The sequence below is a fragment of the Burkholderia sp. genome, from assembly GCF_018375725.1.
In the GTDB taxonomy this organism is placed as follows: Bacteria; Pseudomonadota; Gammaproteobacteria; order Burkholderiales; family Burkholderiaceae; genus Burkholderia.
This window is the reverse complement of the sequence record NZ_JAHACR010000002.1, coordinates 75,588-87,432: the sequence shown is the minus strand read 5'-3', so window position 1 is coordinate 87,432 and position 11,845 is coordinate 75,588. Positions and strand designations below refer to the sequence as shown.

Here is an 11,845-nt window from a genome sequence, read left to right as displayed (position 1 = left end):
AATTCCTGACGAGAAGTTCCTCGATGCTGCGCAGGTCAGTTCGAGTCTTGCGTTGGCTGCGACAGATACCTGGTCACGCTATCCGGCAGATGTACGACGCCGTTTTTCGACTCAGCAGCCGCCTTTTGCACCGCGTCGACGTTCGCCTTGAGCTTGGCGCTCTCGCCTTGTACGTAGCTCGGCCACGGCACGAACGGTTGGGCATAGTCGCGACCCAGTCTGATCGATTTCGGGCACCGATAGACGGCTGTATTGGCCTCCAGGCGCACAAGGATCTGGTCGCCACTGCAGGTCATCTGCTCACCCGTGAAGCCGACGTCCATCGAGCCGGATCTGTTCACGTCACGAAAGAAAATCCAGTGATCGATGGCCGTCCCGCAGACATAGAGTGCTGCGAAGACCGCCCAAAGCGATAGGCCGAACCTCAGATTCCCGCCCGACTGGCCGGCCCGCGCGGCCGAAACGAACTTGATCCCGAACAGGATCAGGCTCAGCAAGCCGACAACGAAATACGCAAGCGGCGTCCAGTTGTACGCAGCTCCGCCGATGCCGCCAAACAGGTTGAACTGAATCAGCTCCGTTCCACCGAGGAAGGCGATCGATGCCGCCAGGCACGTCAGCATGTGCGCGCCGCCGATCAGAGGTCCCTTTCCCGGCTTTCCGAGTTGCCGGATGGCGGCAAAGATATTCGCGTACATCAGGAAGGCGGTGATAGCAAGAAACGGCATAGTGGCCTCAGAAATTGGAGATCCCGCTCAATCGAGCGGACTGCGCGCCGCCCTTAGCGATCCATACAGCGCCATCCAGCGGCTCAGCATTTTACTTCGCCGGGGCTGTCATCCAGGTGGTACCACCGTATCAGACGGAAATCCCGATTCAAGGGGGAAGATCCGCGCGTGTTTTCCGCGCGGTACATCGTGCACGATTCCTTCGGTCAAAGCCGGCCTGCCCGCGCAAGCACAACCGCATCCGCGTGTTGGATCGGCTCGCCCAGATATTCAGATATCCGCGCATGGAGCAGCGACGACTCCTCCCATGGCTTGTCACTGATGTGTTTCAGCGCCTCGCGCAGAAGGCCGACCGCTTTTTCGTGTTGAACCGCATCGATCCAGTACTGCCCTACCATGTCCACTCCGTGGCCAGTCGTTAAGCCGGAAGGCTCTCGACCGGAATCGTTTTAGGCATCTGCTGCGCCGGGACGCCGAGGAAGACGTCTCGCCAAACCGCCACATGCATGATGATTTTTCGCCACACCAGACGAGCGCTCTCCCGCACCCAATCGAGGGCATCGCGCAGGGGAACGAATCGGGGATCGACGCCTTGCATAATGCGAAATTTTCCGTCAGAGAGTTCACATAAACAATCGATAAACGTTCACAAATAGCGGGGGATTTCCTAAACGGAAACGCCCGCAGCGTCCCTTGTGGGGAGGCTGCGGGCGTGGGTTACAGGTTCATACATCCGGGTTGGTAAATCCCCCCAAAGGGGGACTTACGTCACCCAAAACAAAGTTCCGCTTGTCGGGAAGCAACTTGTTCCACCACTCCCCCCTTGCCCTTGGCCTCTTTCAAAGCAAGCAAACTCGCATATCGGTCTTGGACGCTAACTGCGTCAATGCATTGCGCGTTAAAACCGAGCAGCGTTGACACCTGCCGGCGAACACGAGCCAGAAGTTCGGCTTCATCGCGAGTGGGCAAACAGGTCGGCCACCCAGACTCGTAAAGCAGATGCTTCGGGATCTCGGCTTCGATGGCCTGGCGCTGCGCAGCGATGGCTTTCGCCTCCTTCGCCTCGCTTCGCAGTGACGACGGCAGGATATGAGGCGCCACGTCCGACAACCAGCGGTTTCCCTGAAAGGCGAAGGACGACTTCACCTCAAGTTGGACCATGCGGATATACGGCTCATGGTTGTCCTCGCACATCGCAGACGCGATGAGATCGGCTTCCGACGACATGATGCAGAAACAGCAGCTGACGCGTGACAATCCGTACCGGGTGTAGGCCTCGTGCAGACTGAGACCAACATCGTGGATCGCATACGCCACGTCCTGAACAGGCCATTCGATGATGGCGTTCCAGGTAATCCCAACCCCACCCTTGCGGGTGAGCTCGGCGTTCGGAGCCCAGACCGGCATCTTGCTGCGGTTCGGGCTTTCCTGACGGCGAATGCCCGTCACGTTGATAATGTCCCCTTGCGGAAAACGCTTTTTCAACGCGCTGGAAATGAGGTGGGTCTTCATTTCGCTGGTACAGAACCGCATCGATGGCGTGCTCCAGGGAAGAATAAGCTTCACGCAGGACAGTTCCTCGTACCGCAGGACACTGTTGCGCCATCTCACCTCCCAGCGGTCCAGCATGTCGCCGGCCTGACGCCGAATCACGAGCAATTCCCACCCCAATCGATGAGCCAGACGCTCGCAACTCGGCAGGCTGTCTTTCCATTCGATACGGCCGAGGTCGGAATGCACCAGTAGACGCGGTCCCTTGTGGCCGATCGCATCCAGGTGCTTTGCCACCGCGATGGCACAGGCATCCGAGTCCTTGCCGCCCGATACCCCGACCGCTACTACGGCATCGCGGTCGAGCAACGCTTCGACTTCCGGGGACAAACAGACCTGATTGGGCTTTCCTTGTGGGGCACCCTCCAGAAACCGGGGTGTGATGAAGTGAACCGGTTCTTCGATAATTCCCATTTCGTTTCTCAAATTATTGAGAGAAACGCTCCCGTGGGGGAGCGCGTCCCCGCACGGGTAAAAGTGAAGCGAGCATCCCTCCTTGCGGAAGCGATGTCCCGCCAAGAATGGATGCAACTTATGCCGCGACAGCCTCGGCTCGCACAAACGACGCAAACGAAATCGACGTCGCTTGTTTGAACGCCAAAAGCGCATGGCCAAGGGCCTTGAACACCGAGACGAAAGGCGGAACGCTGACAGCCTGGCCACATACTTCATGACCGAACGTCTGCGTGACTCCTGTCACCATATCCTCCCAAATCCCCTTGCAGCGAGCATGCTCGCGTACCGTGGGAATTCGGAGAAGATCCGGATCGGCCGGATGCTGCAGGAAGGTTCCGGTGCTCTGACGCTTCGCGAGCGTCTTGTTGAGCGTCGGCACCTTTGGAGATTCTTCGTTGACGATCGTCATCTTGAATCCCTTCCCTGCCGCTTCGTCGCGTTCCTGCTTGTCCTTCAGGTACGTGAGAGGCGACCAGCACTTATCGTCCAGCGCGACGACTTCCATGATCTCGCCCAGCTTGCGAGCCTGAGGCTCGGGCCGCTCGACCAGATCGAAGGAGAACTCAACGCCCTGTGTGACCGCGACCATGCACATGCGCTCGCGATGCTCGAGCATGTTCCATTCGGCCGCATTCAGCACGGTCTCGTGGACGACATACCCGAGGTCTCGGAACATCGAGCGTGCGATCGCCGCCGACGCCGTGTTCAGCCAGCCGGGCACGCACTCGATGGCGACGAAGGCCGGCGAGGCCTGTGCCACAGCCGCAAGTGCCGGTACGATCAGATGCCCAACGTCAGGGTGCGACTCCGGGAACTCCAGCTTGCGCTTCGTCCGCCCGGCGTTCGACGCCCCGCTGCACGGGATACCGAGCACCATGCCGTCGAGCTTGGGCAGTTGAGACATCACCCAGTTGTCGAACACCACTTCTTGCATCGGAGCCGTCAGCAGGATGGTCTGCGCGTCGAAAACCGGGTTGTGCTCGACCGCATGCTGCATGCAATCGTCCCGGATCTCGTTCGCGACTGCCAGCCGTGAGCGGATGCCTGCCTCTTCCAGCCCCGTATGAGCGGCTCGGTCGAGGATGCCGATTCCCGACGAGAACGAAACCATAAGCAGCGGTTCGTCATTCGCGAGCTTCGACTTCAGCCGGTCGAGCCGTTCCTTCGCACGGACTTCCGAGGCGATCGGAAGTACGAAGATTCGGCGCAGCTGCACCACGATGCGGACGGCCGTCAGGCCCATGCGAACGAAGATGCCGAGAAGGCTTTCGTTCTGGATGTCGATCACCGGAACCTCGCGCTCGCGCACGACCTTCTTGGATACGACACGCTCGCCATCGTCCGCCGCCTCGAGGACCAACATACAGCGGTCCTCATCGAGCTTGACTCTGAGCTTCATGCCCGGCAGGAAGCCAGCACGGCTCGCCTGAGAGCCTTCGATCCACAGGCGCGGCGTGCCTTTGTTGCTGCCGAGCTTGCGGATCTCCATGCCTTGAAGGGATTTCATATGCTTCTCCAGGGGAACGTGCGAGAAGCGCTCCCTGCGGGAACGGCTCCCGCAAGGGTTGAAAGACAAAGTGGATTACTTCGTGAACCAAGCCGCCGTCTCGAAGAGGTGCCGCGCGGCGTGGTCGTGTTCGTCGAATGCGACCATCTTGCCGCCGTAGCCTTCAGCGACGGCACGCTCGATCGCGACCTCGTAGTGCTCGCCCTCGTCCATATCGACGTCGGCAACGGGCAATTCGAACGTGCGGATCTCGGGAATGCCTTGCGAGCTTTCACAAAGGACCGCCACCTTGATGCTGGTGCGCTCCTCGTCGATGTTCGGCTTCAGACCGAGCAGACGGTACAGGTTGTCTTCGGCCTGACTGAGCTCGGCAGACAGCCGTGCACCTTCCGCGTGCCCATCGTCGGAGAGACGATGGTCGCCGCGCAGGAACGACGCTTCGCCGTGAGCCGCGATCGCCGCCTTAACGCGATCGGCCCAGCTCGACGGATACGAGATCTCTTCCCAGGCTTCGCCGCGGGCCAGTTCGGTCCCGTCGGGCAACACGGCCGTGGTGATATCGATCTGGTAATGATTCGCCGGATCGCCGCCTTCGACCGTGGCCTGCTCGATACTCTGCCCCGGACGACGGAACGGGTATTCGATCAGCACGTGGCCGTTTTCGTACATCAGGCCATTGGCCTCGAACTCGCCCGGGCCATCGGCATCGGTTGCCTTGACCAAGACTGCGTACGGAAAGACCTTCCCCACGAGAATCGGGGCGATGAACGACTTGATGTTTTGCTGTTTCATGTGTGCTCCAATGAACCGCGAAGCACACGCCCACCAGGGCCGAGATGCCCCGCATGGGTTTAAAATCACCGGATGGTGAGAATCGACTGCGGTCAGAACGCACCGCAATATGGCTAGATTTCGGACTAGCTGCCGTTGGGAAAACGGACCTATTCTGCCACAAACTTCCTGATGGGAAAATTCCCCAGCTCGGCACAAAAAAATCCCGCCGGCACTCCCGAAAGGGAGCACACGGCGGGCGGGTTTCAGGCTGATCGATTACACGTCGATAGATGGGATCGACGGCTTGTGCCCAGGCTCCGGCTCAAGTTCCGAGCGCGAAATCACTGCGCAGCTACGCACGTGCGGGTGCTCGTCATGCAAGAGCGCGTTTCGGGCGACGTCATCACATTTCGCATACAGCATGCTTGCGACGACAGCCCTTCCGCCTCGATCAAGTTCGCGGAGGTCAAACTCCAAGATCACCGCTCGTTGACTCAGGGTGGAGATCTCGGCTTCGCGCAGCTGATACAGCTGATGCACGACCGAATGGGGCATCGAGCCTTTCACCGGATATTGCTCAGCGAGCATTCGTGATGTAACCGGCTTTTCCGGCAGTTTCCGGTCGCCGATTGCGCTGTTGTGACTCGCGCGAGACGCCGCCAGATAGCTTCGGGTCGCCTCGCCGGCTTCCTCCAGTGCCTCCTGTATCATGCCGTCCTCGTCCGGAAACAGCCCTTTCATCTGGTTAACCTGAGTCTCCAGCGAATCGACTGCACCGTAAAGCGATCCGGCCACTTCCTTCCAGTTCGCCTCGGTAGACGCGATTTCAGGCTTGCGCCCTTCCCGCGCCGCCGGCAGTTCCCCCTCGTTTGCTCCGGCTTCGCAAGCCAAGGCATTTTCGAGAGCAACAGCCTCCTCTCGCAGCCAGGACGGAGTATCCCCGCCAAAAGCTTTGAGCAGTGCCTGTGCCGCGTCGCGGACGGTCACTTCCGGCCGTTTCCGATCATGTGACTGATACGCCAGCAACGCCCCGGAATCCAACATCGGAGGGGCACCAGCGAGAATCGCCGATCGAGCCTTTTCACCGTCCTGTCGCGTGCCGAACGGGCCAGCGATGTTTTCTTGCCGCTCGACATCAAAGACAACGAACGGGGCATTTTCGCCGTCACCAGCGAAATTGCCGTGCTGATCCGTTCCATCGACAACAAGACTTCTCTGGGCATTGACCGAATTGATCGCGTCTCGCACGGTGTCTGGCAATTCGATGAACTCATCAAGGTAGCCGTGCACGATGAACGCTATCGCTTCGTCAAACGTCACCGTCTCGGCAAGGCTGACGTAGGCGCTGGCCTCCGAAATCAGGCCATCTGCACGCTCGCCCACAACCGTGAAAATTCCGTCTTGCCTAACGTGCGGGACCGCGTGGGCGTCGATCTTGACAGACGGCGCTGCCTCATTGACCTCGACCACCACGTTCAACGCCCGCATGCGCTCCACCGCTGCGATGATGCTCGTAGCAATGCGATTCGGAGGTGCTTTCAACGCGGCGGAATCCGCTTCAGCCGGAACTTCCCGCGTATACACACTGGTCTCACGAAATGCATCGCCGCGAAATTCAGCCTCAGCAGCCAGTTTCCACGCCAAATTCCAGAGAGGATGCAGTTCGTCGCCGATACAGGATTCCTGATTCTCGGCAAGGCCGCATTCTACAAAGGCATCGAGCATCAGCATGTTCGCGTCACAGAAGTCGTGGGTATGGCATACCCCAGCGATTTCTTCGACGCGGTTCCGTTCACGGACTTGTGTGAGCTCCGCTCCCGTCAACGACAACGCCAATTGACGGCAGAAGGCGATTGCTACACGCACTGCCGCTTCGTGAAACTGGGCCAAAAACGACTTGCCACTTTGCTCGGTCATATGTGCTCCGTTGATTGAATAGCGAAGCACACAGCCCACCGGGACTGAGATGCCCCGCATGGGTTTGAAATAGTGGCCGGTGAACCCAGCCTAAGGATCAAATCCCGATCCCGGGCGACGGCGGAATTCCGCCATCGGCCCGGCACCGGTTTCTCGTCATCTCCTGACGTAGAGCCAGTAGAGAACGCACGCTACGAGCCACAGCAGCCACGCGACACAGAAGACGCCGTCGAACGCCGGCTTCAGTGTCTTGTGCCTGGCTGTCGCCCTGCCCAGTTGGGCGCCCACGAAACCACCTCCGAGGGTGATCAGATGCAGCCATGCTTCCTTGATGCGCTTCTCCCGCTCCACTGCCCGGCGTTTGTCTTCGACGAACATCACGAAGGCAACGACGTTGATGCAGAGGAACAGGATGCGGAACGCACCGGGAAACAATGGCGACAACACGACCAATCCTGACGCGAAGGCAAGTCCGGTCAGTTCCCGAAACGGTTTCGGCTTTGCTTGTGTCTGCATACCCCTCCTTTCGGGATTGAACATGACGAAGCTCATCCCCGATCCAGGCCGGGAAGCTCGTCGAACTTGGTGAAACGGATGCCTGCGCCGGTGTAGGTTGCGATTTCGCCGTACACGACGACGCGATCGACCTGCAGCTGCGCAGCACGCGCTTCCTCGAGCAGCTTCTTGTAGGTTGCGCGATTCAGTACGCCGTTGACGACGAAGATACCGGTCCCCTTGGAGACGGTGGTAGCCCTTACGAAGCCTGCGAGGTACTGGTACCCATCCAACGAAGAGACCGCGGCGTAGCTATACATCCCCAGCACCTGCAACTTCAATGAGGCCGACGGCACATTGTCTACCGCTGCGGATTCAGCTTGCTTCGCAGCCTCGCGGCGAGCTTCATTCTTCACCACCGTGTAGTCGCCATAGGCCATTCGGTCGATTCGAGCGAAATCGAGCCCATGTTCGTCACATAGAAAGCGAAGGTCCGACAGCATGCCGAGAACCGTCTGCTCGATACCTTCCGGTGTCGTCGGATCGGATTCGAACGTCTGGTCTGCAACACGCCACGTCTTGAGGGATTGCCCGACGCGTACAACCCGCATGCGCGGACTGTAGATCAGGTCCTCGGAGAACTCCGGCATCTCTGCCGGAACTTTGATATCGACAGAAACCGTGTCTGCCGTGTTGGTCTGCATATCCCGCTCCTGACACAAAGGGCGAAGCAGGATCCCAAGCGGGAACGTGCCCCGCATGGGTTGAGTAAAGGCGGCAACGCCGCTTCTGGCTGGAAATGGCCCAGCTACCGTCGAAACTGCCGAGAATATTACCAGAACAGCGGCATTTCGAGCTTAATCGGACTTGGAGTCACTGGTGGTGTCGGAATCCGGTTGCGGGGGGCTGTTCCGGCGCGTCTGGGTTATCGATTCGGATTTGCCGTTCAAAGCCCGTGCGACGTCGGTGTCCACCTTCGGATCCATAACAATCACCCTGCCGCCTTCGGCGATGATCCGGCTCATTTCATCCATTCGCTCCTTCGTCAGTACGTCATTCAGCGGGCCATGCAGCGCATGATGACTGTGTCCGAAAAAGCTTGCCGACGAGGGCGCCCAACTGCCGTCCTCAGCCTGCGTCCAGTGCTTCGGCGTGAACGAAAGACCATCCTGGTAAGGTTGCCCATCCCGCATGCGCAGATCGTCGTGGATGAACGGCATATCCGGACTGAGGGGAACCTGATCGCCGGCCGAAAATCGCTCGGACACAAGTCGCCTCAAATCCTGCAGGACGTAGCGACCGACGTCCTCGGGAGGCGGCATCCGAAGATTTGCCGGCTCACGCCATTCCTGCGAGAATTCCGGCGGCTCGGAGCCATGCTGAAGTTCGGTCCAGTTGACGATCTCCGCGACCCGCGGCTTGTCGCTGCGCTCCATGCGGACGACTATATCAATGGCTTCATGAATCGACCCGACGCCACGACCGCCCAGCAATTCCGTCAGCGTTGGGATCACGTCCTCTACGCTGCGCGCGTACAGGGTCCCTAAACCCCCGCCGTAAGCGGTCCAGGAGCGCAGAACGTTGGAGGCGATGCCATCCCGGAGCTCGTCGAAAGCTACTCGACGATGGCCAAAGTGCGGGGGTTCGTCCGGCCCGCGTTCACTCTTCACGAATCGGTCGACATTTGGCGGATATTCCGCGTCGCTGCGTGTCACCTCCAAGACCACGAATGCGTCCCCGGGAGCTCGAATCGCCATTTCGTTGAGCAGCACATGCATCAGAAGCGATTTGCCCGACGAGGTAGCTCCGATGATCAGAATCGACTTTCGTTGGTCGATCAACTGATCGAAACGACGGCGGTGCTCGAGCGAAATGATTCCGTCGGCAAGCAAGGCATCGAGGGTCGACGGAAATGGTCGCTTCACCCTGAAGACATCCGTGACGCAGGAGAAATCGAGATCCCACGTCAGGGCGTCCGAATACCCGAGTTCGGCGAGCCGTATGCGCAGGTCGTGGTAGGAAAACAGAAAGAATCGTACTGCGGTATCTTCACCAACCGCCAACGCGGCGTTCAGCGCAGCCAGGTTATTGTGGCCAAGAGCACGGGCGAGAGCTTCAAGCACATGGGAGTGCTGAACGCCCGGCAACTGTTGCCTGGCCGCCCGCTTGAGTTGATTGAAGGAATTCCGGCTGAGAAATGCTGACGGCATGACGAGTCCTTTTGATCGAGGTCTACATACCGGCGATTCCATGCAGACCTGACAAAAGGTCGTCTTGCGAGAAGAAAGTAAGCCGCCTGTTTAACCCGCCGGCAGGTTGGGATGGCATCCAGCGGATAGCCTAGCACACGGCCCTAGGCGCAGCAATTCCCCCGCGGAAATGAAAAACCCGCCGCACACCCCGAAGATCGGGATGTGCGGCGGGTTCATTCAGAGCTGGACCAGCTTGTAGTCATCGAGCACGACGCTGCGTGCCTTGCGAAGCTTTGCCCGGATCTGGGCGTCCGTCGGGTCCTGCATGTAGTAAGAGACAGCCACGTCGTCACCGTCGTTACGGTGAATCCACGCGTCGACGCGATGTGTGTAACCTTGCTTCTTGTACTTCGCGTCATTCTCGGCCGTTCGACGGGCTTCCTTCTTCCGCCCTTCCTCGAACTCCGCATTGAGCTTGGCCATGAAACAGCGCTCGCACTGCTTCTCCCGGTTCGTTCGCACGGTATCGGGATCGAAGGCGGGCTTACCGCACTTCACACAAGCGATAACGCCGATCGTCTCGAGTAGTCGGCTCATGTCACCGACCGTCGCATCAGCGAAAGCAAGTTCCTTCTCGTGCACGTACGCCTTGCCACCGCCCTCCGACATGGTCACCGAGATTTGGAACCCGTACGTCGGATTCATCCAGGAACAAGGGGAGACCTCGGCCGTCAGGATTGCACCAGCGATTTCGCGCGAGACGCTCGCCTTCTTGAGGTCCGTTTCCGGACTGGATTGCTGATTCATATTTCTGCTCCTGTATGAGATACGCGAAGCAGACACCCCAGCGGGATGAATGCCCCGCATGGGTAAATAGCCGGTTTTCCGGCCAACATGAGAAAGCGGGGAACCCGCGTTTCGGCTGGTATATGGCCCAGCTACCAATCAAAACTAAGTCATTTTGCCATAGTTTCCTGACAGGAAGTAATCGCTCAAAAAGGACACCCGCCAGCACCCTCAAAAAGGATGTGGCGGGTCGTTATCTGCACCGGATCAATACCGGCGATGCTTCGCAGCGGACTGCGCGGCCGCGTACTTCTCGGCCATCGTATCGAGTCGGTCGGTTTCGACGCTCGGCGTGTCGTACGAGTTCATGCCTCCCGGATTCGACCCACGCCAGGCGGCGCAGGCGGCTTCCATCGTCGGATGCCCCGTCGAACACCACATGAAGGTGTCATAGTCGTACTCGACATCCCATTCCGGATCGTCACCCGTCTGGTAGTAGTCGAAGAATCCCCGACTCCAGGTACCGTTCCGGCTGGGCCACACTACGTTTTCGCGATTTCGGCTCATTGCGATTTCAAAGATGACGAGGACGTCTCCCGCGCGGGGAGCGGTCCCCGCGTGGGTTGGACATCAAGCCCGGTCACGCCTACGCGACCAGGCCATCTTGAACGGACCAAATCTCCGCACGTTTCAGAACAGCGCTGCCTGCTGCAACTGACGTTGCGGAACCGGCAACGGTACGGCCACCGCAACGACCGGCACAACATCTGCCAGTCGCCCTTCCACCTCGAACGGGTTTGTATCCCACGTCGAGCGTTTCAGCTTGGCATTGAAGACAGCTTCTCCGTCTCCGACCAGCGGGGTCAACCGCCGGGCACGCCCCCATTCACGGACACGAAAACGTTGGGTCGTTACGGTCTCGTTTCCGATCTGGAAATCGATCGGATCGCGGAACACGATGACGTCTCCGGCGTTCGGCGCCGCGGCACTTTCGAGCGACTTCTGCTCGTATGCCCTGCGCTGAGCGTCACGCCAAGCTGCGGCGTTTTCCAGGTTCCGGCCCGAGCCGGCGGGTATCTTCTCGATCGGCGTGAGCTGATTGAAAAGCGACCTCGGCATGGACGTTTCGCCCGGGTCGGAGAACTCCCAAATCGGCTTCCAGCAGAACTCCTTCTGGTCACGGGAGATCTTCACGAATTCCGCATAGTTGAAGCCCTCCCCCGTCGCCTTGATCGTCATGCGCACGACGAACCAGAGACCGCCTCGTCCGGGTTTTCCATCGACAACCTCGTAGGTCGCCACGTCGTTTTCCACCCTTTTCCCGGCGTAGTGGGTATCGACATGACGCAACATCTCCATTGCCGATTTGCCCGGAATATTCCGGGTACCGCTGTAACCCATGATCTGCTCCTGAGTAGATCGAAGAGGCAGACACCCCA

At 59.3% G+C, this 11,845-nt stretch carries 13 protein-coding genes; all 13 read right to left on the bottom strand.

What is annotated here, in order from left to right; all coding sequences use genetic code 11:
• Positions 1 to 35: 35 nt before the first annotated feature.
• The 13 genes from KH616_RS01305 to KH616_RS01245 all read right to left on the bottom strand — a co-directional run bounded on the left by KH616_RS01305 (position 36) and on the right by KH616_RS01245 (position 11,807).
• Positions 36 to 728, bottom strand: coding sequence for a hypothetical protein (locus tag KH616_RS01305; RefSeq protein WP_046196408.1), 693 nt, complete (start codon positions 726 to 728; stop codon positions 36 to 38).
• Between the two features lie 206 nt (positions 729 to 934).
• Positions 935 to 1,126, bottom strand: coding sequence for a hypothetical protein (locus tag KH616_RS01300; RefSeq protein ID WP_021158917.1), 192 nt, complete (start codon positions 1,124 to 1,126; stop codon positions 935 to 937).
• 20 nt (positions 1,127 to 1,146) lie between these two features.
• The gene (locus KH616_RS01295) at positions 1,147 to 1,326 is read right to left on the bottom strand and encodes a hypothetical protein (protein WP_046196409.1); all 180 of its coding nucleotides are present in this window, start codon (positions 1,324 to 1,326) and stop codon (positions 1,147 to 1,149) included.
• Positions 1,327 to 1,496: 170 nt separating this feature from the next.
• Complete coding sequence (locus KH616_RS01290) at positions 1,497 to 2,693, bottom strand: phosphoadenosine phosphosulfate reductase family protein (protein WP_080324312.1); 1,197 nt, start codon at positions 2,691 to 2,693, stop codon at positions 1,497 to 1,499.
• Positions 2,694 to 2,811: 118 nt separating this feature from the next.
• Positions 2,812 to 4,242 (bottom strand): DNA cytosine methyltransferase, encoded by a 1,431-nt coding sequence (locus KH616_RS01285; RefSeq protein ID WP_292233025.1) that lies wholly within the window; start codon positions 4,240 to 4,242, stop codon positions 2,812 to 2,814.
• 75 nt (positions 4,243 to 4,317) lie between these two features.
• Positions 4,318 to 5,034 carry a hypothetical protein gene (locus tag KH616_RS01280; RefSeq protein WP_046196410.1) on the bottom strand — a complete coding sequence of 239 codons (717 nt, stop codon included), beginning with the start codon at positions 5,032 to 5,034 and terminating at the stop codon, positions 4,318 to 4,320.
• A gap of 258 nt (positions 5,035 to 5,292) precedes the next feature.
• Complete coding sequence (locus KH616_RS01275; RefSeq protein WP_080324315.1) at positions 5,293 to 6,933, bottom strand: hypothetical protein; 1,641 nt, start codon at positions 6,931 to 6,933, stop codon at positions 5,293 to 5,295.
• A 156-nt stretch (positions 6,934 to 7,089) separates the two neighbouring features.
• Complete coding sequence (locus tag KH616_RS01270) at positions 7,090 to 7,485, bottom strand: DUF1294 domain-containing protein (protein ID WP_242610633.1); 396 nt, start codon at positions 7,483 to 7,485, stop codon at positions 7,090 to 7,092.
• Complete coding sequence (locus KH616_RS01265) at positions 7,482 to 8,132, bottom strand: hypothetical protein (protein WP_174924693.1); 651 nt, start codon at positions 8,130 to 8,132, stop codon at positions 7,482 to 7,484. The genes KH616_RS01270 and KH616_RS01265 overlap by 4 nt, the downstream gene beginning before the upstream one ends.
• Positions 8,133 to 8,285: 153 nt before the next feature.
• On the bottom strand, positions 8,286 to 9,638 hold the full coding sequence (locus KH616_RS01260; protein ID WP_046196235.1) for a hypothetical protein: 1,353 nt from the start codon (positions 9,636 to 9,638) through the stop codon (positions 8,286 to 8,288).
• Between the two features lie 219 nt (positions 9,639 to 9,857).
• The gene (locus tag KH616_RS01255; RefSeq protein ID WP_046196234.1) at positions 9,858 to 10,427 is read right to left on the bottom strand and encodes a hypothetical protein; all 570 of its coding nucleotides are present in this window, start codon (positions 10,425 to 10,427) and stop codon (positions 9,858 to 9,860) included.
• Positions 10,428 to 10,673: 246 nt separating this feature from the next.
• Positions 10,674 to 10,973, bottom strand: coding sequence for a hypothetical protein (locus KH616_RS01250; protein ID WP_046196233.1), 300 nt, complete (start codon positions 10,971 to 10,973; stop codon positions 10,674 to 10,676).
• 123 nt (positions 10,974 to 11,096) lie between these two features.
• Positions 11,097 to 11,807, bottom strand: coding sequence for a hypothetical protein (locus KH616_RS01245; RefSeq protein ID WP_292233018.1), 711 nt, complete (start codon positions 11,805 to 11,807; stop codon positions 11,097 to 11,099).
• Positions 11,808 to 11,845: the final 38 nt, after the last annotated feature.